A 22,859-nucleotide genomic window follows, 5' to 3' on the forward strand; every position below is an offset into this window, starting at 1 on the left:
TTTTCCACCCTTTCGGAAGGTTTTCGCGTGTCCTCTTCCATGACCGCGCCCGAGGGCATCATCAACCCGCCGATCGACGAGCTGCTTGAGGCCACCGACTCGAAGTACAGCCTCGTGATCTACGCCGCCAAGCGCGCGCGCCAGATCAACGCGTACTACTCCCAGCTCGGCGAGGGCCTGCTGGAGTACGTCGGCCCGCTGGTCGACACCCACGTGCACGAGAAGCCGCTGTCGATCGCGCTGCGCGAGATCAACGCGGGCATGCTGACCGCCGAGGCGGTCGAGGGCGCCGCCTGAGGCAGCCCCGTCACCTGTCCCGGAGGGCCCGGCGGAACATTCCGCCGGGCCCTCCGGCGTTCCCGTCCTCGGCCCGGGGGCTCGGCCGGGGGCCGGGTCGCCGTGGGGGCCGGGCCGCGGTGCGGGCGGCTGCCGGGGGGTCGTAGGGTGGGCGGGTTCCGGATCGGGAGAAAGGTCGGTGTCTGACGGTGGACGCTCCTCGGGTGGCTCTGGGTGTCAGCGGCGGGATCGCCGCGTACAAGGCGTGCGAGCTGCTGCGGCGGTTCACCGAGTCCGGCCACCAGGTCACCGTGGTGCCCACCGCGGCGGCGCTGCACTTCGTCGGCGAGGCCACCTGGGCCGCGCTGTCCGGCCGGCCGGCCGCCACCGAGACCTGGGAGCGCGTGCACGAGGTGCCGCACGTGCGGATCGGGCAGCAGGCCGACCTGGTGGTGGTCGCCCCGGCCACCGCCGACCTGATCGCCAAGGCCGCCCACGGGCTGGCCGACGACCTGTTGACCAACACCCTGCTCACCGCCCGCTGCCCGGTCGTCCTGGCGCCCGCGATGCACACCGAGATGTGGGAGCACCCGGCCACCCGGGAGAACGTCGCCACGCTGCGCCGGCGCGGGGTGATCGTGCTGGAACCGGCCGTCGGCCGGCTCACCGGCAAGGACACCGGCAAGGGGCGGCTGCCCGAGCCCGGCGCGATCTTCGAGGCCTGCCGGGCCGTGCTGCGCCGCGGCGGCCCGGTGCCGACCGACCTGGCCGGGCGGCACGTGGTGGTCTCGGCCGGCGGGACCCGGGAGCCGCTGGACCCGGTGCGCTACCTCGGCAACCGCTCCTCCGGCAAGCAGGGCTACGCGCTGGCCGCGACCGCCGCGGCACGGGGGGCGCGGGTGACCCTGGTCTCGGCCAACGCCGAACTGCCCGACCCGGCCGGGGTGGACGTGGTGCACGTCTCCACCGCGCTGGAGCTGCGCGAGGCGGCGCTGAAGGCGGCCGCGGACGCGGACGCCGTGGTGATGGCCGCGGCGGTGGCCGACTTCCGGCCCGCCGAGTACGCGACCGGCAAGATCAAGAAGGTCGAGGGGGTCGAGCCGGCGCCGGTCGCGCTGGTCCGCAACCCCGACGTGCTGGCCGAGCTGTCCGCCCACCGGCCCCGTTCGGGTCAACTGGTGGTGGGTTTCGCGGCGGAGACCGACGACGTGCTCGCCAACGGCCGCGCCAAGCTCGCCCGCAAGGGCTGCGACCTGCTGGTCGTCAACGAGGTGGGCAACGGCAAGGCTTTCGGGCAGGACGTCAACGAGGCCGTGGTGCTGGGCGCGGACGGCAGTGAGACCCCCGTACCGGTGGGGCCCAAGGAGGCCCTCGCGGACGTGGTCTGGGACCTGGTCGCGAACCGGCTGGAACCGGTACGGAACTGATCGGGTCCCGCTGGAGAACGGTCTTGATTTCCGGAAGCGGGTGACGTTCGGCGGAACCAGCCGGTTAGACTCGCAGGAATCAAGTCTTTCCGGATGTCCCCGGTTCGCCGGGGGCCTTCAGTCAGCAGCCGCTGCAACCCCAGGGAGCGCTGTGTCTCGCCGCCTGTTCACCTCGGAGTCCGTGACCGAGGGACACCCCGACAAGATCGCTGACCAGATCAGCGACACCATCCTTGACGCGCTCCTCCGGGAGGACCCGACCTCGCGGGTCGCCGTGGAGACGCTCATCACCACCGGCCAGGTGCACGTGGCCGGCGAGGTGACGACCAAGGCGTACGCCCCGATCGCCCAGCTCGTCCGGGACAAGATCCTGGAGATCGGCTACGACAGCTCCAAGAAGGGCTTCGACGGCGCCTCCTGCGGCGTGTCGGTGTCCATCGGCGCGCAGTCGCCCGACATCGCGCAGGGTGTCGACACCGCGTACGAGGCCCGGGTCGAGGGCGATGAGGACGATCTGGACAAGCAGGGGGCCGGCGACCAGGGCCTGATGTTCGGCTACGCGTCCGACGAGACGCCCGAGCTGATGCCGCTGCCGATCACCCTGGCGCACCGCCTCTCCCGCCGCCTCACCGAGGTCCGCAAGAACGGGACCATCCCGTACCTGCGCCCCGACGGCAAGACCCAGGTCACCATCGAGTACGACGGCGACAAGGCCGTCCGCCTCGACACCGTGGTCGTCTCCACCCAGCACGCCTCGGACATCGACCTGGAGTCGCTGCTCACCCCGGACATCCGCGAGTTCGTCGTGGAGCCGGAGCTGAAGGCGCTGGCCGACCAGGGCATCAAGCTGACCACCGAGGGCTACCGCCTGCTGGTCAACCCGACCGGCCGCTTCGAGATCGGCGGCCCGATGGGCGACGCCGGCCTCACCGGCCGCAAGATCATCATCGACACCTACGGCGGCATGGCCCGCCACGGCGGCGGCGCCTTCTCCGGCAAGGACCCGTCCAAGGTGGACCGCTCGGCCGCGTACGCGATGCGCTGGGTGGCGAAGAACATCGTCGCCGCCGGCCTCGCCAGCCGCGCCGAGGTGCAGGTCGCGTACGCGATCGGCAAGGCCGAGCCGGTCGGCCTGTTCGTGGAGACCTTCGGCACCGAGACCGTGCCGGTCCTCACCATCCAGAAGGCCGTCTCCGAGGTCTTCGACCTGCGCCCGGCCGCGATCATCCGCGACCTGGACCTGCTGCGCCCGATCTACTCGCAGACCGCCGCGTACGGCCACTTCGGCCGTGAGCTGCCGGACTTCACCTGGGAGCGGACCGACCGGGTGGAGCAGCTGAAGGCTGCCGTGCGGGACTGACCTCCCGGCGTTCTCCGGAGCGGCGTCCGCCCCTGTTCGGGGCGGGCGCCGCTCCGTTCTGTGCGCGGTGTCGGTGTGACCTGGTAGTACTTGGGAGCGATGAGCAGCACAGGGGAGAACGGGGCCGCCGAGCCGGAGCAGCTGGCGTTCATCCGGGAGACGGTCAAGCGGGCCAAACCGCGGTCGTGGCGCGGGGCCAAGCGGGCCGAGCACCTGCCGGTGGCCCGGGTGGTGGTGGACAAGGGCGTGCTCACCATCGACAAGCTCTTCGACTACGAGGTGCCGGCGGCCATGGCCGAGGAGGCCCAGCCGGGCGTCCGGGTGCGGGTGCGCTTCGGGGCGCGGGTGGTCAAGGGCCAGCGCGAGGGCGGGGAACTGCACGACGGGTTCATCGTCGCCCGGCTGGAGAAGAGCGACTTCGCCGGGCCGCTCGCCCCGCTCGCCCAGGTGCTCTCGCCCGAACCGGTGCTCACCCCGCAGCTGCTGCGGCTGTGCCGCACCGTCGCCGACCGCTACGCCGGAACCCTGGCCGACGTGCTGCAGCTCGCCGTGCCGCCCCGGCACGCCAAGGCCGAGGCCGAGCCCTCGCCGCCGCCGCTGCCCCGCCCGTCGGTGCCCGCCCCGGGCGGCTGGCAGCGCTACCCGGCCGGGCCGGACTTCCTCGCCGCACTGGCCGGGGGCGGTTCGCCGCGCGCGGTGTGGGCGGCGCTGCCGGGGCCCGGCTGGCCGTACGAGATCGCCCGGGCGGTCGCCGCGACGCTGGCCGGCGGGCGCGGCGCGCTGGTGGTGCTGCCGGACCGGCGGTCGGTGGCCCGGGTGGACCGGGCGCTGACCGAGCTGCTCGGAGCGGGGATGCACGTCGCCCTGGAGGCCGAACTCGGGCCGCGCGAGCGCTACCGGCGCTGGCTCGCGGTCAGTCGCGGCTCGGTGCACGCCGCGATCGGGACCAGGGCCACCATGTTCGCGCCGGTGCGCGACCTCGGACTGGTCGTGGTCTGGTCCGACGGCGACGGCAGCCACAGCGACCCGCGCGCCCCGCACCCGCACGTGCGCGAGGTGGCGCTGCTGCGCGCCGCCGAGGAGGGGGCGGCCGTCCTGCTCGGCGGGCACGCGGTGACGGTGGAGGGCGCCCAACTGGTCAGCACCGGCTGGGCGCGGCCGCTGGCGGCCGACCGGGAGACGGTGCGGCAGGTCGCGCCGAGGGTGCGCACCGTCACCGACCAGGACCAGCACCGGGACGCGGCCGCGCAGGCCGCCCGGCTGCCCTCGGTGGCCTGGGAGGCCGCCCGGGAGTCGCTGGCGGCCGGGCACCCGGTGCTGATCCAGGTGCCCCGGCGCGGCTACGTGCCCCGGCTGGCCTGCGGACGCTGCCGCACGCCCGCCCGCTGCCGGCGCTGCGAGGGGCCGCTCGAGGCGGCCTCGGCGGACGCCCCGCTGTCCTGCGCCTGGTGCGGGCAGGCGGAGAACGACTGGCACTGCCCCGAGTGCGGCTCCTTCCGGCTGCGGGCCCAGGTGGTCGGTGCCCGGCGCACGGCGGAGGAGCTGGGCAAGTCCTTCCCGCGGATCCCGGTGCGGACCTCGGGGCGGGACGCGGTGCTGGACACCGTGCCGGACGAACCCTCGCTGGTGATCTCCACCCCCGGTGCGGAACCGGTGGTCGAGGGCGGGACCGGCTACGGGGCGGTGCTGCTGCTGGACGGCTGGGCGCTGCTGAGCCGGCCCGACCTGCGGGCCGGGGAGGAGGCGCTGCGGCTCTGGCTGGCCGCGGCGGCGCTCGCCCGGCCCTCGGCCGAGGGCGGGACGGTCGTCGTGGTGGCCGAGCCCTCGGCCCGGCCGGTGCAGGCGCTGGTGCGCTGGGACCCGCTGGGCCACGCCGGGCTGGAGCGGGACGAACGGGCGCAGCTGCACTTCCCGCCGGTGTCGCGGATGGCCGCGGTGAGCGGGAGCCCGGCGGCCGTCGCGGACCTGCTCAACCTGATCCGGCTGCCGGAGGGTGCGGACGTGCTCGGGCCGGTGCCGGTGCCCGCGCTGCGCGGGGAGGAGCAGGAGCGGGCGCTGCTGCGGGTGGCGCCCGGGCAGGGGGCGGCGCTGGCGGCGGCGCTCAAGGCGGCGCAGATCGCCCGGATCGCGCTGCGGACGGCGGAGCCGGTGCGGGTGCGGGTGGATCCGACGGACATCGGGTAGCGGGGCGGGGGCTGGGCGGGGCTCTGTGGGGCGGGGTGGGGCGGGCCGCTGGTGCGGGCCGGGCCGGGTGGTCCGGTGGGTGCGGGGGCGGCCCGGGTGGTGGTGACGGTCGGTGCGCTGGGGGCGGGGTGAGTGGGCCACCCCGCCCCGGGATGGCCCGGTGCTGCGGGGTCGGTCAGCCGCGGAGGGGGATGCCGGTGCGGTCGGCCTGCGGGCGGTCGATGCCGGTGCGCTCGATGCCGGTGCGCTCGATGCCGGCGCGGTCGACGGTGCTGCGGTCGGTCGGGGTGCGGTCGAGGCCGCCGCGGTCGAGTGGGGCGCGGTCGAGGGCGCCGCGGTCCAGGCTGGAGCGGTCCAGGCCGCCCTGGCGGGCTGCGGGGACGGTGGCGGCCAGGCCGCCGCGTTCGGCGGGGGCGGGGAGCTCCTCGGAGCGGTCCGGGCGGCCGGGGCCCGGGACGGCGCCACTGGCGGCGAGGAGCTCGCTGGTCGGGCGGCGCATGCCGTAACGGCGGTGGACGGCCTGCTTGGTGACCCCGAGGGCGGAGCCCACCGAGTCCCAGGAGAACCCCAGCGCCCGGTCGAACTCGACCGCCGCCGCGACCAGGGTCTCCACGCTCTCCCGCAGCTCCTGCGCCAGGCGCACGGTCGGCGCGGGCGCCCGTCCGTACACCACGAAGCCGGCCGACGTGCTCGGACGGCGCGGACGGTAGACGTTGCCCAGTTGGGCGGTGAGCGTCCGCAGCGCGTCGACCTGGCGCCTCACCCGCTCGATGTCCCGCACCAGCAGGTGCAGGCTCGCCCGCGCCCGGGCGTCGTGGTTGATCTGCTCGGCCATGGCCTACGTGCCACCTTCCGTACGGTTCAGCTCGGCCGGGGCGCGGTGTCCCGTGCGCCCGGCCCCGGTCAATCTCTCTTGACCAACGCCGAAGCGGGGGCCGGGGTAACGCGGCTCGGCAGAGTCGGGATATGCCAGAAGCCGGTGCGGGCGTCCGGGGACGGCCGTCGTGACGCCCGGACGGTTGCATAGACTTGCGGGGGAACCAGTCGTTGCCCGAAGCCCGCGCCCACCCGGACAGGAGCCCGCACCCCGTGGCGATCCAGCCGATCCGTCTCTTCGGAGACCCCGTCCTGCGGGCCACCGCCCAGCCGGTGACCACCTTCGACAAGGAACTGCGCAACCTGGTGGCCGACCTCACCGAGACCATGCTCGACGCCCCCGGCGCCGGCCTCGCCGCGCCCCAACTCGGCGTCTCGCTGCGGGTTTTCACGTACCACGTGGACGGCGTCACCGGGCACCTGATCAATCCGGACCTGTCGCTGAGCGAGGACGAGCAGGAGGGCCCGGAGGGCTGCCTCTCGCTGCCCGGGCTGCGCTACGACACCAGGCGCGCGTACGGCGTGGTGGCCAAGGGCTTCACCATGTACGGCGATCCGGTCACCCTGGAGGGCACCCAATTGCTCGCCCGGTGCATCCAGCACGAGACCGACCACCTGGACGGCATCATCTTCATCGACCGGCTCGACCGCGAGCAGCGCAAGGCCGCGTTGAAGGCGATCCGGGACGCCGAGTGGGGCTCCGGCCCGGCGCCGGTGGTCAAGGTGTCGCCGCACAGCACGTTCGGCGCCGCGCGCTGACTCTCCCGTCATCATCGAATTCCCGTCTGCAGAAAGGCACTTGATGCGTCTCGTCTTCGCCGGCACCCCCGAGGTCGCCGTTCCCGCCCTGGACGCGCTGATCGCCTCCGACCGGCACGAGGTCGTCGCGGTGGTCACCCGCCCCGACGCCCCCGCCGGGCGCGGGCGCAAGCTGGTCGCCAGCCCCGTCGCCCAGCGCGCCGAGGAGGCCGGGATCGAGGTCCTCAAGCCGGCGAAGCCCAGCGACCCGGACTTCGTCGCCCGGCTCACCGAACTCGCCCCGGACTGCTGCCCGGTGGTCGCCTACGGCGCGCTGCTGCGGCCCGGAACCCTGGAGATCCCCAAGCACGGCTGGGTCAACCTGCACTTCTCGCTGCTGCCGTCCTGGCGCGGCGCGGCCCCCGTCCAGCACTCGGTGCTGGCCGGCGACGAGGTCACCGGCGCCTCCACCTTCCTGATCGAGCAGGGGCTGGACTCCGGCCCGGTCTACGGCGTGATCACCGAGGCGATCCGCCCCGACGACACCAGCGGTGAACTGCTCACCCGGCTGTCGTTCTCGGGCGCCCGGCTGCTCGCCGCCACCATGGACGGCATCGAGGACGGCTCGCTCCAGGCCGTGCCGCAGCCCGCCGACGGCATCACCCTCGCGCCGAAGATCACCGTCGAGGACGCGCGGATCGACTGGGCCCACCCGGCCCTGCGGATCGACCGGGTGGTGCGCGGCTGCGCCCCGGCGCCCGGGGCCTGGACCGAGTTCCGGGGCGAGCGGCTGAAGGTCACCGGGCCGGTCAGGCTGCTGCCGGACACCGCCGAGCTGGCGCCGGGCGAGGTCGCGATGGCCGGCAAGAACAGCGTGCGGGTCGGCACCGGCAGCCACGACATCGAGCTCGGTGAGGTGCGTCCGCAGGGGAAGAAGGAGATGCGGGCGGCCGACTGGGCGCGCGGGGCGCGGCTGGAGGCCGGGGAACGGTTCGGAGGCTGAAGTTCCGGATCGGCGTTACTGTTCTCGTTACCGTTCGTACGACATAACCACCGCAGCACTTTGAGGTCCTTGTGAGCACGCCCCCGAACACCCCCGCCGGCGCCAAGCGCGCCCCCCGTCCGCACCGCCGGCCGAAGAAGGACCCGGCCCGGATCGTCGCGTTCCGCGCCCTGCGCGCCGTCGACGAGCGCGACGCGTACGCCAACCTGATCCTGCCCTCCCTGCTCCGCGAGGCCGAGCAGAAGGGCATGGACCGGCGGGACGCCGCCCTCGCCACCGAGCTCGTCTACGGCACCCTGCGCCTCCAGGGCACCTACGACGCGATCATCGCGGCCTGCGTCGACCGGCCGCTGAGCAAGGTCGACCCGCCGGTGCTGGACGTCCTCTCGCTCGGCGCCCACCAGCTGCTCACCACCCGCATCCCCAGCCACGCGGCCGTCTCGGCGACCGTGGAGCTGGCCCGGGTGGTGCTCGGCGACGGCAAGGCCAAGTTCGTCAACGCCGTACTGCGCCGGATCAGCGCCCGCGACCTGGACACCTGGATCGAGCAGGTCGCCCCGCCGTACGACCGGGACGCCGAGGACCACCTGGCGGTCGTGCACTCGCACCCGCGCTGGGTGGTCTCCGCGCTCTGGGACTCGCTCGGCCGCTGGCAGCCGGACGCCTCCGGACGCTCCGCGATCGAGGAGCTGCTGCGCGCCGACAACGCCCGGCCCGAGGTCACCCTGGTGGCCCGGCCCGGCCGGGCCACCGTCGAGGAGCTGGCCGAGGCCCTGCCCGAGGCCGAGCCCGGCCGCTGGTCGCCGTTCGCGCTGCGGCTCGCCGAGGGCGGCGACCCGGGTGCGCTGACCGCCGTCCGGGAGAACCGGGCCGGCGTGCAGGACGAGGGCAGCCAGCTGGTCGCGCTGGCGCTGGCCGCGGCGCCGCTGGAGGGCCCGGACCGGCTCTGGCTGGACGGCTGCGCCGGGCCGGGCGGCAAGGCCGCGCTGCTCGGCGCGCTGGCCGCGGAGCGGGGTGCCGGGCTCGTCGCGAGCGAGAAGCAGCCGCACCGGGCCCGGCTGGTGGCGCGGGCGCTGGAGGGCAACCCCGGTCCGTACACCGTGATCGCGGCGGACGGCACGCGCCCGGCCTGGCGCTCCGGCGGCTTCGACCGGGTCCTGGTCGACGTGCCCTGCTCCGGGCTGGGCGCGCTGCGGCGCCGCCCGGAGGCGCGCTGGCGCCGTCGCCCGGCCGATGTCGCCGCCTTCGGGCCGTTGCAGCGGGACCTGCTGCGCTCGGCGGTCGAGGCCACCCGGGTCGGCGGGGTGGTCGGCTACGCGACCTGCTCGCCGCACCTCGCCGAGACCCGGGCGGTGGTCGACGACGTGCTGCGCGAGGAGGGCGGCCGGGTCGAGTGGATCGACGCCCGACCCCTGCTGCCCGGCGTCCCGGCGCTCGGGGACGGGCCGGACGTGCAGCTGTGGCCGCACCTGCACGGGACCGACGCGATGTACTTGGCGCTGCTGCGCCGGACCGGCTGAGGTCGGGCCCTCGGGCCGGGCTTCGTTTCGCCGGTCGGGCTTCGTGTCGGTCGGGCTTCGTGTCGGTCGGGCTTCGCGTCGCCGGTCGGTCCGGTGGGAGCCGGGCCGGTCGGCGGTGGTCCGGGGCGGTCCGGGGCGGTCGGCCGGGGCTACGGCCACCGGGGCCGTGGGCCCGGGCAGTTGGTGAGGAACGCGTGTGCCTGGGCGCGGAGGTGGTCGACCGGCGGGTCCTCGCAGATCACCTCGAAGCCGGGGCCGGTGGTGTGGCCCGGGTCGTGGAAGGACCGGTAGGCGAGGTACGGGCGGTGGTCGTCGGCGGGGTCGAGGCCGACGGTGAGGGTCGCGTAGCGGCCGTGCTGCTCCCCGGCGGCCGCGCGGCCCTTCCGGGCGAGCCGCCACGCGCACTCGTACGGCTCGGGGTCGGCGGGCAGGTCGAGCAGGGCCTGGGCGAGCCGGCGGACTTCGTCCGGTCCGGCGAAGGGGAGCGACTCGGACCACTGCGGTCCGGCCGCGAACAGCTCCCAGTCGGTGCCGTTGAGACCGACGGTCAGCGCCCACCCGCCGTCCTGGTCGCGCCAGTGGCAGTCGAGGATCGGATCCATGGTGGTCAACCTCCCTGTGGGGTCCGGCCGTTGTGATTTCTTGCCATCGTGGCACACCGGGTGGCCGGGGCGGGCGCGGCGTGACCCGTCCTCGGGCGGCTTGCCAGGCTTCCTGCAGCGGGCGGCGGTCGGGCAGGGCGGGGTCGTGTTCGGCGATCGGCCGGTGGGTCTCGGGGGAGACCGGGACCTCGTCGTCGGTGCGGCGCACCCGCCCGATCGTCGTCGGTCGGGGTGGGGGCTGCGGTGGGCACGGGGGCAGTCTTCACCCGGGGAGGCGGCGGGCGCGCGGGGATTTCCCGGTCAGTCCGCGCTGGGGGCCGGGTCGGGGGTCGCCGTGGGGGCGGGGTGCCAGGGGCGGTCGGGGCGGGTCCGGACCGGGGCCGAGGTGAGGTGCAGGCCGTACACCTCGTGGTCCGGCGCGGGGGAGGGGATCGGGCCGAGGTACCCATGGCCGGTCAGGTGGCACCAGGCGGGCAGGTCGAGCGGGGCCGCGGGGTCGGTGGTCCGGATGTGGACCACCGCGCCGGCCGGGAGGTGGGCGATCCGGGCGCGCAGGCGGAGCAGGAGTTGGACGCAGAGCAGACCGGTGCCGTCGATGGTGAGGTCGGGGGCGGAGCGGGTGGTGGGGGCGGACGCGGCGGCCGGGGTCTCGGCCGGGGCCTGGTCCGAGGTGGTGTCCGGGGTCGTCATCGGGGGGTCTCCTGGGTGATGCGCCAGAGGCGGCGGGGCAGTTCGCCCTCCTCGAAGGGGTGGACCTCGGTGAGGTGCCAGCCCTCGGCGAGCCGGTCCACCAGCTCGCGGGGGAAGAAGTGGACGGCGAAGCCGCCGTGCTCCCAGATGTCGTCCCCGTGGCCGGTGCCGGCGCCGTAGTGGGCGTCACCGCTGTGGCGGACGGTGTAGACGAGGCTGCCGCCCGGGCGCAGCACCCGGCGCACCTCGGCGACCAGCGCCTCGATCTCCTGGGTGCTGAGCGCCATGCAGAGCAGCATGTGGGCGAAGACCGCGTCGACGGAGGCGTCGGGCAGCGGCAGTGGCTCGCGGACGTCGTGCACGACCGTGCGGACCCGCTCGGCCAGGCCCTGTTCGGCGGCGGCGCTGCGCAACTGGTCCAGGCCGGTCGGGCTGAAGTCGGCGGCCAGCACGCGGAATCCCGAGCGGGCGAAGTGGAGGGCGTCGCGGCCGTGGCCCGCGCCGAGTTCGAGCACCTGGTGGGCGTCGGCGGCGGCGAAGGCCCGGGCGGCGTGCTCTGCGGGGGCGGAGGGCTGCTCGCCGTACATGGCGGGGTGGGCGCGGTAGGTCTGCTGCCAGTGGGTGCGCTGGGCGTCGGCGAGGGCGGGCTCGGACTCCCGGTGCGGCGACGCGCCGGGGGAGGCCCCGGGCGGCGTGCCGGGAGTGCGGGTCATCGTGCTGCCCTTCGCGCGGGTGGTGCGGGTGGTGCGGGTGGTGCGGGTGGTGCGGGTGGTGCGGGTGGTGCGGGTGGTGCGGGTGGTGCGGGTCCAGCGTAGGGCGTGGGGCGGGGCGGGGAGTGGTCAGGGGTTGGCGCCGGGGTTCGGGCCGGCGGGCGGGGTGGGCGCGGGGGCGGTGCCGCCGAGGCGGGTCAGCAGGGTGGACAGCCCGGTGAGGTCCTCGCTGCTCCAACGGTCGGGGGCGAAGTGCTCCGCGGCGATCTGCCGGGCGGTGTACAGCATCTCGGCGAGTCGCTCGCGGCCGGTGGGGGTGAGGGTGGCGTAGGCGACCCGGGCGTCACGGGCGGCGGCCTCCCGGGCCACCAGGCCGATCCGTTCGAGCGGGGCGAGGCCGCGGGTGACGCCGGAGGCGGTGAGACCGAGGGCCTCGGCCAGGTCGACCCGGCGCATCCGGCCGCCGGGGGCCTGGGCGAGGTGGAGCAGCAGGGTGAAGTCGGACAGGCTCACGCCGTGCAGGCCGCTGAGGCCGGCATCGAACCGCTTGACCACGGCGGTCTGGGCGCGGACCAGGCGCAGCGCGGTGTCGAGCGGGTCGGGGCGGGAGCCGGTGTCGGCGCCGGGGTTCGGCGGGTCGGCTGGGTTCGGCGGGTCGGCGGGGTTCAGCGGGGTTGTCATTGCCACCTCCTTGACTACTCAAGTATAAGCACGGGCGGAGCCGTCAAGGAGGTGGCGGAGGGGGGAGGGGGTCGGTCAGCCCGCAGTGTTGGCGGCGCGGCGCTGCCGCTTGCCGAGCGGCGCCTGGGAGAGGTCCTCGGCCTGGGAGCGGAGGTTCTTGTGGCCGTAGCCGCGGTCGGCCAGCCAGGCCCGGGCCGCCTGCTCGGCCCGCTCGGTGGCCTCCAGGATGTCCTCCTCGGCCTCGCCCTCGTCCAGGAAGCGGAAGGTGAAGGCGGTGCGCGCGGTGAGGTCGTAGCTGAGGTGGCCTTCGCGGGTGAAGGCGGCGTGCAGGACGTCGTGCTCGGGTGCGGCGGCGAGGAGTTCGGCGCGCTGTTCGTCGGTGAGGCCGCCGAAGACGCCGCGCACCATGATGCGGAAGGTTCGAGTGGTCATGCCCCGACGATAGGCAGGAGGGGCGGTGGACCGCCAATGCGATTCCGGGGGCCCGCCGGGCTCGGGGCGGGAAGGCCGGCGGTGAAGGACTCGACGGCCGCGGCGAGCACGGCGGGGGCCTCCAGGGGGAGGAGGTGTCCGGCGTCGGGGACGGTGGTGAGCCGGGCGTGCGGGAGGTGGGGCAGCAGGTGGGTGCGGAGCAGGTCCGCCGGCTCGACCCGGTCGTGCCGACCCGTCAGGACCAGGGTGGGGACCCGGATCCCGGCGCAGGCGGCGGTGATGTCGGCGGCCAGGCCGTGCAGCGGCCACTCCTCGCGCGCCGGGGTGTCGGCGGCCAGGCTGTCGCGGACGGCGGCGGCACGGACCGCGGGCGGTAGCGGGGCAGCGGTCAGGACGTGGTCGAGGGCGTGGCCCGCGGACTCCGCCGTGTCGTAGGCGCGGGCGAGGCCCCGGCCGTGGTCGGGGGTCGCGGTGGGGGCGGGCCGCGGTGGGGCGGGGGCGACCAGGACGAGACCGGCCAGGCCCTCCGGCCTTCGGGCGGCGGCGAGTTGGCACACCTTGCCGCCCATGGAGTGGCCGACCAGGACGAAGTGGTCCAGGCGGAGCCCACGGGTGACGGCGAGGAGGTCCTCGGTGAGCTGTTCCAGGTGGTGGGGGCCGGGCAGGGCGCGGGAGCGGCCCCAGCCGCGCTGGTCGTAGCGGACGGTGGCGCGGTCGGGTGGGAGGTGGCGGACGAGGGCGTCCCAGGTGCGGGCCGAACCGCCCCAGTAGTGGACGAGGACCAGGGCGGGGCCGTGCCGGCCCTGGCGTCGGACGTGGAGGGTGCCGCCGTCGACGGGGACGGGGGTGGGGGCTGACGAGGGAGGGGCAGGTGCGGGGAACGGGTGGCTGGTGGATTCCGGCGACATGGTGATCTCCTCGGGGTGGGTACGTCTCGGAGACTACGGTCGGGACGGGGCGGACGGCCCGGTCGAAAGGTGCGCGGTGATGGTGGAAAACGGACAGCTGCCCGCTATCCGGCAGGTGCGGTACAGCCCGGCGGCCGAGTCGGCGGGGTTCGGCCTGGAGGTGCTGAGTTTCGAGGGCTTGCGCCGGATGGACCCGGCCCGGCACCGGGAGCGGCCACAGCGGCCGGACTTCCATGTGCTGGCGCTGGTGCGGTCGGGCCGTGGTCGGCACACGGCGGACTTCGTCGACCACCCGTTGGGGGAACGCAGCGCGGTCTGGATCCGCCCGGGGGTGGTGCACCGCTGGGCGGACGTCGACGGGGTGGACGGGCCGCTGGTGCTGTTCGAGCAGGTCGCCTTCTCGGGGCTGGGAGCGCCGGTGGAGGCGATGACGGACTTCGGCCCGCCGTGCCGGTACATCGGCGAGGAGGACTGGGAGTTGGCCCTGGCCGGGGTCGAGCTGCTGGAGCGGGAGCACGCCGCGGCGGTGGCGCGGGGCAGCGCCGGCTCCCGGGCGCTGCTGGGGCACCTGCTGGCGGCGCTGCTGCTTCGGGTGGGCCCGCCCGGGCCGGTGTGGCCTGCGGGTGCGGCGGGTGCGGCGGGTGCGGCGGGAGATCGGGAGGTCTTCCACCGGTACCGCAGGGCGGTCGAGGAGGGCTTCGCGGAGCGGCACCATGTCACCGGCTACGCGCGCGAACTCGGCTACACCGTGCGGACCCTGACCAGGGCGACCCGTGCCGCCAGCGGACTCGGGGCGAAGCGCTACCTGGACGAGCGGATCCTGCTGGAGGCCAAGCGGCTCCTGGCACACACCGACCTGCCGCTCGCCCGCTGCGGGGAGCGGGTCGGTTTCGACGACGCCGCCAACTTCGCCGCCTTCTTCCGCCGGTTGGCCGGGGCGTCGCCCGGCCGCTGGCGCGAGGCCGCGGCCGGGCGGTGAGGGAGCAGGGGTGAGGGAGTAGGGCCGAGGGAGGAGGGGCGGCGAGAGCGGGGAGGGCGTCGGTCGGCTCAGCGGGCGAAGGGGCCGAAGGTGACGGCGGCCAGGCGCAGGGCCTGGGGCGGGGTGACGCCGGAGACCCCGACGGAGTAGACCAGACGCTTGCGCAGGTCGGCGGTCGCGAAGAAGCCGTCGGAGTAGCCGAGGTCGTGGCCGCTCTTGCCCCAGAGCAGCGTGCCGTCCGCCAGTGGGAGGGCCAACAGCCCGGCGCTGTAGCAGGCCTTGCCCTTGTCGGGGCCCAACTGGCAGTCGTCGGAGTCGTGGTAGGGCACCAGCTGTCCGGAGGCGTCGCGCGGCAGGGTGAGGAGGTCGTGGAGCTGCTGGGGCGGCAGCAGTTCGCCGTCCAGCAGGGCGCGCAGGAAGCGGTCCAGGTCGGCGGGGGTGGAGACCATGGACTCCGGGTTGCCGCCCTGCTCGGAGACGTCCGTGGGGACGTGGGCGGTGTCGAGGAGGTACCCGGTCAGGTGCGGTTCGGGCATCTCGGGTGCGCCGTCGGTGAGTTCGGTGTGCCGCAGGTGGAGCGGCCGGAGGATGCGGGTGGTCACCTCCTGGCGGAGCGAGTGGCCCGTCACGCGTTCCACGAGCAGGCCCGCCAGCCGGTAGTTGACGTTGTTGTACAGCTGAGCGGTTCCGGGGGCGAAGACGGGCTCGGGCCAGGGGCCGGTGGTGGGCCGCAGGGTGCGCTGGACGACCTCCTCGAGGGTCTCGACCCGGAAGCGCTGGGCGATCATGCCGTCGTTGTCCTTGACGTCCGGGCCCTCCTTGACCGGGGGCAGCCCGCTGGTGTGGTCCAGGAGTTGGCGGACCGTGATCGGCTGGTAGGCCGGACCGCCGGTCGAGCCGTCGGGCAGCACCCCGTCGGGCAGTACCCCGGGCAGGTACTGCTGGACGGTGCCGTCCAGGCTGATCCGCTGTTCGGCGGCGAGCTGGAGCAGCACGGCGGCCACGAAGGTCTTGTTGATGCTGCCGATCCGGAAGGCGGCGTCGGATGGGACCGGCTGCCCGCTCACCGGGTCGTCGTCGGACCCGCGCCAGGCGTGACCGTCGACCGTCACCCGGGCGATCGCGCCCGCGAGGGGATCCCCCGGGCGGGCGGCTATCGCGGCGCTCAGGGCGGCCCGGTCGGGGCCGCCGGACGGTGCCCGGTCGGCGGCCAGGGCGGGCGTGGTACCGGCGGCGAGGAGCAGCCCGGTGAGGGCGAGGGCGGCGCGCTGGGCGATGGGCATGGGTTCTCCGAGGTCGTAGGGGCGGTCAAGCCGGTCGGGCCGGTCGGGCCGGTCGGGGCGCTTGGTTCGCTTGGTTCGAACGTGGTCGACCCAGAGGTAATACGCCGGTGACGATCGCTCAGTTGCCGTGCTGCGGTGTGTTGTCCGATCGACGTCGGGCTGCTGCTGCTGTGGCGGCGGCGCCGACCGAACGGCTCGACGTCCGAGGCGGTGCGTGCGGTGCGTGCGGTGCGGAACACGGTGGCGGCTCCCTTCTTCGGCGGCCCCGGTGGCCGCCGTCTCGGTGACTCCAAGACTGGCCGTCGTCACCCCCTCCGCACATGTGCCGATCGGCAGGAAGTCGGCACCGAATCCGAAGGCCGGCCCTGCCGATCGGCAGGGCCGGCCCGGGAGTTCACCCGCCGTCGGCTACGACCGGACCGGCAGCGGGGCGCAGACCGCCCCCGTCGCCAGCGGCGCCGTCTCCGCGCCCAGCGCGGTGAGCGTGAAGTCCGTGGTCAGCGCGTTGATGTCGGCGCTCCGCCGGACCAGGTAGTGGTTGCCGCCGGGCACCTCGTAGCGCGCCAGGTCCGGGACGACCCGCCGGGCGCGCAGCGCGTACTCCAGGGACTGGGCGGCGTTGGCCGCGCTGTGGTCGGCCGTGCCGTGCACGATCAGCACCCGGCGCCCGGCGAGGTGGTCGACCCGGTCGCCGCTGGGCAGCCAGGGGGCGATCCCGACCACCCCGGCGACGCTCGGGTGGTCGGCGCACCAGAACGCCGCCCGCCCGCCGAGGGAGTTGCCGATGAGCACCACCGGCGCGCCCGGGTGCCGGCGGGCGAGCTCGTCGAGCGCCCGGCGGGTGTCGACCGCGGTGTCGGCGTCGGCGCCGTTCCAGCCGCTGTAGCGGTAGCGCAGCAGGTGCACGGCGAGGCCGTGCGGGCGGCCGCGTTCGGTGAGCTCGGCGGCCAGACCCTGGAGGCCCAGCTCGGCGATCCGCAGCGGACCGAAGTGACTGCGGACGAACCCGCCGGGCAGGAGCAGGGCGACGCCGGAGACGGGTCCGTCGACCTCCCGCGGGGTGAGCTGTGCGGTGCGCGGGCGCTGCGCTCGGAACATGCCGGTCCTTCCGGGGGTGGTGCGGCCAGGGGCGTGTCCCGTGGATTCTGTCGGATCGCGGGACGCCTCCGGCGGGCGGGCTTCCCGGGACGGGCGCGACGCGCGGCCGGCGGGGGGCTTCCCGGGGCGGGCGCGGATCCGCAGGGCGGAGGCGGAGCCGCGGGGCGTCCGGGACTACGGATCCGGCAGCGGGTCGTGGTGCGCCAACAGGGACCACAGCATCCACCCGGTGACCCGGGTGCGGGTGACCAGGACCTTGGACCAGCGGGCGCCGAGCGGTGAGGTCCAGGTGTCCACCACCTCGACCCGGTCGCCGGAGCGGGCCAGTCCGATCACGGTGTCGCCGCCGAAGTGGTCCCGCCGGACGTTGGCGGCGTTGGCGGAGACCTCCCACCACCCGGTGCCGACCCGGGGGACCCGCTGCTCACCGGGGGTGACGGCCGCCGGGACCAGCAGGATGGCCAGGGAGAGCACCGCGGCCGTCGCCCGGCCGATCACCGCCACGACGGCCTCGGGGTGGCGCTGTGCCCGGGGCGTGCGGAAGCGGTGGAGAGCGCGGGGATCATGTACAGCAGAACGAGCCGCCGTGTGTGTGCGTACGGTCGCGCGCCGACGCTCACCCGGTCGGGCGAGCGCGGACGGTGGTACTCCGGCGGGCCAAGCTTGTTCCCCCGGCTACCCCCGTCAACATGCCGTGCACGGCGCCGAGTTGGCCTATTCCCGACGCCGCGGTCCGTCCTCGGCGCCCTGCGGCCCCCGCTCGGCCGACCGGCCGCGCCCGGAGAGCAGCTCCCGCATCCCGGAGAGGCTCCGCCGTTGCGGCCCGGACGGGGCGGGCGGTCCGGCTGGCTGCGGCCGGGGCTCCGGCGCCGGACCGAGACCGGCCTTGGCGACCGCGTCGGCGAGGAACTCCGAGGCCTGCCGTCGGGCGTTGTCCACGCTGCGCCGCAGGTGTTCGGCGTCGCTGCGCAGCTTCTCGGTCTGGCGGCTCAGCAGGTCGTTGCGCTGCTCGCTCTCACTGAGCTGCCGCAGGCTGGCGGCGGCCCGGGCGGCGGACTCGCGTTCGAGCTGTTCGCCACGGGCCCGGGCGTCCGCGATGATCTGCTGCGCCGCGGCCTCGGTGAGGGCCTTGAGCTCGGCCACCTCCTGCTCGGCCCGGTGGCGGAGTCGGGCGGCCTCGGTGTCGAAGCGCTCCTGCCGCCGGGTGGCCTCCTCGCGGGCCCGGGCGAGCAGTGCGTCCGCCTCCCGGCGGCGGGCCAGCACGTAGGCGTCCTGCTCGGCGGTGGTGTGGGCGGGGGCGTTCGGGACGGTGGCCGGGTGGTGACCGGGCCGGCCGGGCCGCTCGGACAGGTCGGGGCGCTCGGCGAACCGGCGCAGTCGTTCGGCGACCGACTGGGCGTCGGCAGGGCGGTCGGCCGGGTCCTTGGCGAGCAGTTCCAGGACCAGCGCGTCGAGTTCGGCGGGCAGTGCGGGCAGCGCAGGCAGTGCGGGCGCTCCGGCCGGCCCGGGGGACCCGGCGCGCAGGGAGCTGGGGGCGGCCGGCCGGGTCTCGCCGTGCTGGCGGATCAGCTCGAACAGCGTGCCGCGGAACGGCGGGCGGCCGGTGAGGAGTTCGTAGAGCAGGCAGCCGAAGGCGTAGAGGTCGGAACGGGCGTCCAGGACGCGGCTGTCGAAGCGTTCGGGGGCCATGTAGGCGGGGGTGCCGACGATCACGTTGGTGCTGGTGACGCCGTCGTCGGCGGTGCCGGTGCGGGCGATGCCGAAGTCGACCACCTTGACCGTCCCGCCGGACTGGACCATCACGTTGGCCGGTTTGACGTCCCGGTGGACGACGCCGGCCCGGTGCGCGGTGCCCAGCGCCCCGGCGATCTGGGCGGCCCAGTCGAGGGCCCGGGGCAGCGGCGGCGGCCCGTCGGCCAGGTGGCGGCTGAGCGGGGCGCCGTCGAGCAGTTCCATCACCAGGAAGAACAACGGGCGCTCCGCGCCCAGGTGCCGGCCGAAGTCGTGCACGGTGACGATGGACGGGTGGTTGAGCGCGCCGGCCGTCGCCACCTCCCGGGCGAACCGGGCCGCGTCCTTGGCGGAGCCGGTGCCGCCGGGGAGCAGCACCTTGACGGCGACCAGCCGGCGGATGCGCGCGTCGCGGGCCTTCCAGACCGCGCCGAACGCGCCCTCGCCGATCTGCTCGACCAGTTCGTACCGCCCGTCGAGTACCTCGCCCGGTTGCATCCCGCGCCCCTTCCGTGCCCCGCTGTCCGGGCTCCGGTGCCCGCGGCCCGTCGGTGTCAACCTACCGTGAGGGTACGGTGGTTGGTCACCCGTCGCGGTCGCCGGCCAGTTCCGCCAGGACGGCGCCGAGCAGTCCCGGGAGGCGGGCGTCGAGCGCGTCCCCGCGGAGCGTGACCAGGCGGGTCCGGCCGCTGCTGCGGACGGCGACCACGCCGGCCTCGCGGAGGATCCGCCAGTGGTTGGAGAGCGTCGAGCGCGGGACGGTGAGGCCCTCGGGGCTGCAGGTGGTCTCGCCCTCCTCGGCGAGGCGGCGGACGAGTTCGAGCCGGACCGGGTCGCCGAGGGCGTGCAGGACGGTGGCGAGGTCGAGGTCCTCGGGGTGGGGCTGGGGCAGGGTCCGCATCGGGTTCCTCGGGTGGGCGGCGGCCGGCTCTGGTGGCGGGCTCGGCGGGCAGCCTAGTATCTCGTTCCGATAGTTCGGGACAGTCGAATTGATCTTGGGTTCCATCGGGACCGGGCCGGAGTCGATCCGGATCGACGCGGATCGACCCGGAGCAGCCCGGTCGTTCGGAGAGACGGAGGTCCGAGCATGAAGGTGCTGGCGACGCTGGCCCGGGTGTACGTGGACGAACTGGACGCGGCACTGCCCACGCTGCGCGAACTCACCGGCGAGCGCGAGGGGTTGCGCTTCCCGCACGCCGGTGTCGAGGTGGCCCGGATCGGCGGTCTGCTGGTCGTCGCGGGCACGGAGGAGGCGCTGGCGCCCTTCCGGCAGGTGCAGGGCACTCTGCTGGTCGACGACCTGGACGGCCTCGGGGAGTTGCTGCGGACCCTGGGCGGGGAACTGCTGAACGGTCCCAACCAGGTGCCGACCGGGCGCAACGCGACCGCCCGGCACCCGGGCGGGGCGGTGTTCGAGTACGTCGAGTTCGACCGGAGCCGGCCCGTGTTCACGGACTGACGCGCGCTCGCCGCCCGGACGGGTGCGGTCTGCTGTGTTCCGCCCGGACGGGTCCGGGCGGGCCGGAGGGGCCGAAGAGGCGGGAGGGGCGGCCCGGAGGGGCCGAAGGGACGGGAGGGGCGCGGCCACGGGGGGTGACGGACGGCTCGCGACCCGTGCCCGTTCAGGGGAGGCCGGGGTTTTTCCTGCTCTTTGTTCAGGATCTTGCTCTGCTCTGCGACGATCCGATGATCGTCGTCCTGCTTTGTCTGGGCGGCTCTTCGCAGGTTCGCAGGGGAGAGACCGGCATGGCCAAGGGGCCCGAGGACAGTGGCGTCCGGGCGAGGACGAAGTGGCGCGCCAGGTTCGTCAAGCACCGGGAGGACGGGCTGGTGGTCTTCGGCGGTGTCCTGGGGGCCCTGTTCGCGAGCCTGGGTCTGGCCGTGCTGTTCGGTCCCGCGAACGGGTTCGGCGGCGACAGCCTCGCCTTCATGGGCGCGATCAGCATCGTCGGGCTGCTGCCCTGCGGCGCCGGCTTCGTCTGGGCGCTGATCCACCCCCGGCGCGGGCTTCCCGCGGTGGCCTTCGGCACCGTGCTGGGGCTGGGGGTCTTCGTCTGCTTCGCCGGGGACGGCGTCAACGACGACTGGAAGGCCGAGTCGGACCACCCGTCCACCGTCCGCGCCGTCGGCAGCTGGACCAGCGGGAACCTGGTCGTCCGGGTCCGCCCGGACCAGGTGGTGGCGTACCGCAGCGACAGCGGGTCCGTGGCCTGGCAGTGGACGCCGCCCGGCCAGGACTCGGTGTGCACGATGAGCCGGGGGATCGGCTCCGGCGGCGTCGGCCTGGTCGGTCACGCGCCGCGCGGCAAGCCCTGCGCGGCGGTGACCTCGCTGGACCTCGCGGACGGCCGGGCGGGCTGGACCGCCGCCGTGAACGCGCCCGCCCGGGACGGGGACAGTGCGGACTCGGACCTCGTCGCGGTGGCGGGCACCCTGGCCGTGCTGCAGGGCACGGACGGCTGGCGGGCCGTCCGGCTGACCGACGGCCGGGAACAGTGGCGCAGCGCGCCCGACACCGGCTGCGTCCCGCTGGAGGTCGCGGGCGGGGAGCAGGACGTGGTGACGGCGGCGCAGTGCGGTGACGGGGCGGCGGTCCTGCGCTCGCTGACCCCCGGGAACGGGCAGGGGCGGACCCGGATCGACCTGCCGACCGAGGGCGGGCTGAAGAACTTCATGGTGGTGTCCGTCGATCCGCTCGCGGTCTGGGTCGACGCCCAGGCCGACCACGGCACCCATGCCGTGCTCAGCTACGACGCGGCCGGCCGGCAGCGCGCCGCGATACCGGTCACCGGCGACGAGTACGACCTGGACGTGATGCTGGGCGGGGTGCACGCCTTCGACGAGTTCAGCGCCCGGCCGCTGTTCGGCGGCGTGGTGGTCGGGGACCTGTTCATCGTCCCGGGCGAGCGGCCGGGCGACGTCAGCATCAGCGGCGGCAAGCGCCCGAGGCGGACGGCCACCGGGCGGCTGGTCGCGTACTCCCTGGCGGACGGCGCCAAGCGCTGGACGGCGGGCCTGGACGACCAGGTCACCGGCGTGCTGGTGGACGGAGGCTCGGTCTGGGCGATGACCCGCGACAAGCTGACCCGGGTCGACGCCGCGACCGGTCGGCGCAGCCGCGAGCTGGACGTCAACGACACCGCCTCGCTGTACCCGGTGGACCTGGCGGTGGCGGGGCGCGAGCAGTTCACCGTGGTCGCGGAGGACGGGACCAGGGACGAGCCGCCCGTCCGCGGGATCAGCTGAACGGGCCGGTGCGCGGGGCCGGTGGCGCGGGCCGCTCGGCCGGATCGGCCGGACGGGCCGCTCGGCGGGGGCCGGCGGCGCGGGCTGAGCGTTCCAGGCGCTTGTGTCAGGCTGGTGGAGGGGCACCGCCGAGGCCGGGAGGCTCGTGATGGCCGAGATCAGGGTGAACGGGGTCTCACTGCACTACGAGGCCGACGGGGAGGGCCCCGGCGTCGTCCTGGTCCACGGCTCGTGGAGCGACGCGGACTCCTGGTCCCGGGTGGTCCCGGGGCTCGCCGGGTCGACGAGGGTGGTCGCCTACGACCGCCGCGGCCACAGCCGCAGCGAGGACCCGCTCACCCAGGGATCGGTGCACGAGGACGCGGCCGACCTGGCCGGGCTGATCGAGGGGCTCGGACTCGCACCGGCCTTCGTCTGCGGGAACTCGTACGGCTCGCTGATCGCGCTGCGGCTCGCCTCCGTCCGGCCCGACCTGCTCCGCGGGCTCGCCGTCCACGAGCCGCCCGGCACCAGCCTCCTGCTCACCGATCCGGAGCTGCGGCCGATCGGCACCGCGCTCGCGGGGCGCGTCGCCGCCGTCCGGGAGCTGCTGGAGCAGGCGGAGTCGGCCGCGGCGGCGGAGCTGTTCGTGGAGACGGTGGCCTTCGCGCCGGGGGCGTGGGCGCAGCTGCCCGCGCCGGTGCGGCACACCTTCATCCGCAACGCGCCGACCTACCTGGACGAGCTGCGGGACCCGGACGCGCTGGATCTGGACCTGAACGCGCTGTCCCGGTTCGCCGAGCCGGCCCTGCTCACGCAGAGCGACGACAGTCCGCCGATGTACGGGCAGGTGCTGGACCTCATCGACCTCGCCCTCCCGGCGGCGGAGCGGTACGTGTACGCGGGCGCCGGTCACGCTCCGCACGTGTCGCAGCCGGAGGAATGGGTGCGGGTGGTGCTTCCGCGCGCGCTGGGGTGAAACGTGCCGTAGCGGGGGAGTAGCGGAACGGCCGGTTTCGTCACCCTTTCCGATCGGGACCCTTCGATTCTGGTCGAATCCTGACCCGAACGCTCGCCTTCGAAGTCGCCCCGGGCTCAAGCTACTTCCGCGACCGCGTCGGTACGGACGCGGTGTC

General features: G+C 75.1%; 22 protein-coding genes and 1 pseudogene. 11 read left to right on the plus strand and 12 right to left on the minus strand.

The genetic code is table 11. From position 1 onward, the window contains the following. The first annotated feature begins 27 nt into the window (after positions 1-27). From rpoZ to AB0O91_RS02750, 4 genes are all read left to right on the plus strand, one after another. Positions 28-297 (plus strand): DNA-directed RNA polymerase subunit omega, encoded by a 270-nt coding sequence (rpoZ, locus tag AB0O91_RS02735; RefSeq protein WP_188297240.1) that lies wholly within the window; start codon positions 28-30, stop codon positions 295-297. Between the two features lie 188 nt (positions 298-485). Continuing rightward, positions 486-1,703, plus strand: a complete 1,218-nt coding sequence (gene coaBC / locus AB0O91_RS02740) for a bifunctional phosphopantothenoylcysteine decarboxylase/phosphopantothenate--cysteine ligase CoaBC (RefSeq protein ID WP_363427292.1) — start codon at positions 486-488, stop codon at positions 1,701-1,703. 151 nt (positions 1,704-1,854) lie between these two features. Next, positions 1,855-3,063, plus strand: a complete 1,209-nt coding sequence (metK, locus tag AB0O91_RS02745) for a methionine adenosyltransferase (protein WP_363427293.1) — start codon at positions 1,855-1,857, stop codon at positions 3,061-3,063. 99 nt (positions 3,064-3,162) lie between these two features. After that, entirely contained in the window at positions 3,163-5,247 is a 2,085-nt protein-coding gene (locus AB0O91_RS02750; protein ID WP_363427294.1) for a primosomal protein N', read from the plus strand. Between the two features lie 490 nt (positions 5,248-5,737). Here the strand turns inward: AB0O91_RS02750 and AB0O91_RS02755 are convergent. Then, a pseudogene (locus AB0O91_RS02755) lies at positions 5,738-6,082 on the minus strand (hypothetical protein); the annotation flags it as partial. A 254-nt stretch (positions 6,083-6,336) separates the two neighbouring features. Here AB0O91_RS02755 and def point away from each other — a divergent pair. The 3 genes from def to AB0O91_RS02770 all read left to right on the plus strand — a co-directional run bounded on the left by def (position 6,337) and on the right by AB0O91_RS02770 (position 9,384). After that, positions 6,337-6,882, plus strand: a complete 546-nt coding sequence (gene def / locus AB0O91_RS02760; RefSeq protein WP_363427295.1) for a peptide deformylase — start codon at positions 6,337-6,339, stop codon at positions 6,880-6,882. Positions 6,883-6,925: 43 nt separating this feature from the next. Further along, positions 6,926-7,864: a methionyl-tRNA formyltransferase gene (gene fmt / locus AB0O91_RS02765; protein WP_363427296.1), complete on the plus strand. Its 939-nt coding sequence runs from the start codon at positions 6,926-6,928 to the stop codon at positions 7,862-7,864. Positions 7,865-7,935: 71 nt separating this feature from the next. After that, entirely contained in the window at positions 7,936-9,384 is a 1,449-nt protein-coding gene (locus tag AB0O91_RS02770) for a transcription antitermination factor NusB (protein WP_363427297.1), read from the plus strand. A 149-nt stretch (positions 9,385-9,533) separates the two neighbouring features. On the opposite strand, the gene AB0O91_RS02775 is transcribed toward AB0O91_RS02770, so the two are convergent. The 6 genes from AB0O91_RS02775 to AB0O91_RS02800 all read right to left on the minus strand — a co-directional run bounded on the left by AB0O91_RS02775 (position 9,534) and on the right by AB0O91_RS02800 (position 13,407). Further along, positions 9,534-9,986 (minus strand): hypothetical protein, encoded by a 453-nt coding sequence (locus AB0O91_RS02775; protein ID WP_363427298.1) that lies wholly within the window; start codon positions 9,984-9,986, stop codon positions 9,534-9,536. A 300-nt stretch (positions 9,987-10,286) separates the two neighbouring features. After that, positions 10,287-10,676, minus strand: a complete 390-nt coding sequence (locus AB0O91_RS02780) for a sulfurtransferase TusA family protein (protein WP_363427299.1) — start codon at positions 10,674-10,676, stop codon at positions 10,287-10,289. Further along, complete coding sequence (locus AB0O91_RS02785; RefSeq protein ID WP_363427300.1) at positions 10,673-11,389, minus strand: class I SAM-dependent methyltransferase; 717 nt, start codon at positions 11,387-11,389, stop codon at positions 10,673-10,675. The genes AB0O91_RS02780 and AB0O91_RS02785 overlap by 4 nt, the downstream gene beginning before the upstream one ends. A gap of 126 nt (positions 11,390-11,515) precedes the next feature. Continuing rightward, complete coding sequence (locus AB0O91_RS02790; RefSeq protein ID WP_363427301.1) at positions 11,516-12,067, minus strand: MarR family winged helix-turn-helix transcriptional regulator; 552 nt, start codon at positions 12,065-12,067, stop codon at positions 11,516-11,518. Between the two features lie 75 nt (positions 12,068-12,142). Beyond that, positions 12,143-12,499, minus strand: a complete 357-nt coding sequence (locus tag AB0O91_RS02795) for a DUF6204 family protein (protein ID WP_363427302.1) — start codon at positions 12,497-12,499, stop codon at positions 12,143-12,145. Continuing rightward, positions 12,496-13,407, minus strand: a complete 912-nt coding sequence (locus tag AB0O91_RS02800) for an alpha/beta fold hydrolase (protein WP_363427303.1) — start codon at positions 13,405-13,407, stop codon at positions 12,496-12,498. Before AB0O91_RS02800 ends, AB0O91_RS02795 begins: the two co-directional genes overlap by 4 nt. Before the next feature lie 79 nt (positions 13,408-13,486). On the opposite strand from AB0O91_RS02800, the gene AB0O91_RS02805 reads away from it, so the two are divergent. After that, positions 13,487-14,386 (plus strand): helix-turn-helix transcriptional regulator, encoded by a 900-nt coding sequence (locus AB0O91_RS02805; RefSeq protein ID WP_363427304.1) that lies wholly within the window; start codon positions 13,487-13,489, stop codon positions 14,384-14,386. A 68-nt stretch (positions 14,387-14,454) separates the two neighbouring features. On the opposite strand, the gene AB0O91_RS02810 is transcribed toward AB0O91_RS02805, so the two are convergent. The 5 genes from AB0O91_RS02810 to AB0O91_RS02830 form a co-directional block, all read right to left on the minus strand. Next, a complete protein-coding gene (locus tag AB0O91_RS02810) occupies positions 14,455-15,669 on the minus strand; it encodes a serine hydrolase domain-containing protein (RefSeq protein ID WP_363427305.1) in 1,215 nt (404 codons plus the stop codon). 408 nt (positions 15,670-16,077) lie between these two features. Continuing rightward, positions 16,078-16,767: an alpha/beta family hydrolase gene (locus tag AB0O91_RS02815; RefSeq protein WP_363427306.1), complete on the minus strand. Its 690-nt coding sequence runs from the start codon at positions 16,765-16,767 to the stop codon at positions 16,078-16,080. A gap of 174 nt (positions 16,768-16,941) precedes the next feature. Next, positions 16,942-17,271, minus strand: a complete 330-nt coding sequence (locus AB0O91_RS02820) for a hypothetical protein (RefSeq protein WP_363427307.1) — start codon at positions 17,269-17,271, stop codon at positions 16,942-16,944. 210 nt (positions 17,272-17,481) lie between these two features. Continuing rightward, positions 17,482-18,996 (minus strand): protein kinase, encoded by a 1,515-nt coding sequence (locus AB0O91_RS02825; protein WP_363427308.1) that lies wholly within the window; start codon positions 18,994-18,996, stop codon positions 17,482-17,484. 85 nt (positions 18,997-19,081) lie between these two features. Then, positions 19,082-19,399: a helix-turn-helix domain-containing protein gene (locus tag AB0O91_RS02830; protein ID WP_363427309.1), complete on the minus strand. Its 318-nt coding sequence runs from the start codon at positions 19,397-19,399 to the stop codon at positions 19,082-19,084. A 186-nt stretch (positions 19,400-19,585) separates the two neighbouring features. Between AB0O91_RS02830 and AB0O91_RS02835 the strand changes: the two genes are divergently transcribed. The 3 genes from AB0O91_RS02835 to AB0O91_RS02845 all read left to right on the plus strand — a co-directional run bounded on the left by AB0O91_RS02835 (position 19,586) and on the right by AB0O91_RS02845 (position 22,702). Further along, entirely contained in the window at positions 19,586-19,957 is a 372-nt protein-coding gene (locus AB0O91_RS02835) for a hypothetical protein (RefSeq protein WP_363427310.1), read from the plus strand. Positions 19,958-20,244: 287 nt separating this feature from the next. Beyond that, entirely contained in the window at positions 20,245-21,744 is a 1,500-nt protein-coding gene (locus AB0O91_RS02840) for a PQQ-binding-like beta-propeller repeat protein (RefSeq protein ID WP_363427311.1), read from the plus strand. Positions 21,745-21,892: 148 nt separating this feature from the next. Next, entirely contained in the window at positions 21,893-22,702 is an 810-nt protein-coding gene (locus AB0O91_RS02845) for an alpha/beta hydrolase (RefSeq protein ID WP_363427312.1), read from the plus strand. The last annotated feature ends 157 nt before the right edge of the window (positions 22,703-22,859 follow it).

Source organism: Kitasatospora sp. NPDC089797, from assembly GCF_040684795.1.
Taxonomy (GTDB): Bacteria; Actinomycetota; Actinomycetes; order Streptomycetales; family Streptomycetaceae; genus Kitasatospora.

Excerpts from the sequence above, each read along its gene's own strand:
- AB0O91_RS02750 (WP_363427294.1), top strand. The coding sequence starts at position 3,163 with ATGAGCAGCACAGGGGAGAACGGGGCCGCCGAGCCGGAGCAGCTGGCG.
- fmt (WP_363427296.1), top strand. The coding sequence starts at position 6,926 with ATGCGTCTCGTCTTCGCCGGCACCCCCGAGGTCGCCGTTCCCGCCCTG.
- AB0O91_RS02775 (WP_363427298.1), bottom strand. The coding sequence starts at position 9,986 with ATGGATCCGATCCTCGACTGCCACTGGCGCGACCAGGACGGCGGGTGG.
- AB0O91_RS02780 (WP_363427299.1), bottom strand. The coding sequence starts at position 10,676 with ATGACGACCCCGGACACCACCTCGGACCAGGCCCCGGCCGAGACCCCG.
- AB0O91_RS02785 (WP_363427300.1), bottom strand. The coding sequence starts at position 11,389 with ATGACCCGCACTCCCGGCACGCCGCCCGGGGCCTCCCCCGGCGCGTCG.
- AB0O91_RS02790 (WP_363427301.1), bottom strand. The coding sequence starts at position 12,067 with ATGACAACCCCGCTGAACCCCGCCGACCCGCCGAACCCAGCCGACCCG.
- AB0O91_RS02795 (WP_363427302.1), bottom strand. The coding sequence starts at position 12,499 with ATGACCACTCGAACCTTCCGCATCATGGTGCGCGGCGTCTTCGGCGGC.
- AB0O91_RS02800 (WP_363427303.1), bottom strand. The coding sequence starts at position 13,407 with ATGTCGCCGGAATCCACCAGCCACCCGTTCCCCGCACCTGCCCCTCCC.
- AB0O91_RS02805 (WP_363427304.1), top strand. The coding sequence starts at position 13,487 with ATGGTGGAAAACGGACAGCTGCCCGCTATCCGGCAGGTGCGGTACAGC.
- AB0O91_RS02810 (WP_363427305.1), bottom strand. The coding sequence starts at position 15,669 with ATGCCCATCGCCCAGCGCGCCGCCCTCGCCCTCACCGGGCTGCTCCTC.
- AB0O91_RS02815 (WP_363427306.1), bottom strand. The coding sequence starts at position 16,767 with ATGTTCCGAGCGCAGCGCCCGCGCACCGCACAGCTCACCCCGCGGGAG.
- AB0O91_RS02825 (WP_363427308.1), bottom strand. The coding sequence starts at position 18,996 with ATGCAACCGGGCGAGGTACTCGACGGGCGGTACGAACTGGTCGAGCAG.
- AB0O91_RS02830 (WP_363427309.1), bottom strand. The coding sequence starts at position 19,399 with ATGCGGACCCTGCCCCAGCCCCACCCCGAGGACCTCGACCTCGCCACC.
- AB0O91_RS02835 (WP_363427310.1), top strand. The coding sequence starts at position 19,586 with ATGAAGGTGCTGGCGACGCTGGCCCGGGTGTACGTGGACGAACTGGAC.
- AB0O91_RS02840 (WP_363427311.1), top strand. The coding sequence starts at position 20,245 with ATGGCCAAGGGGCCCGAGGACAGTGGCGTCCGGGCGAGGACGAAGTGG.
- AB0O91_RS02845 (WP_363427312.1), top strand. The coding sequence starts at position 21,893 with ATGGCCGAGATCAGGGTGAACGGGGTCTCACTGCACTACGAGGCCGAC.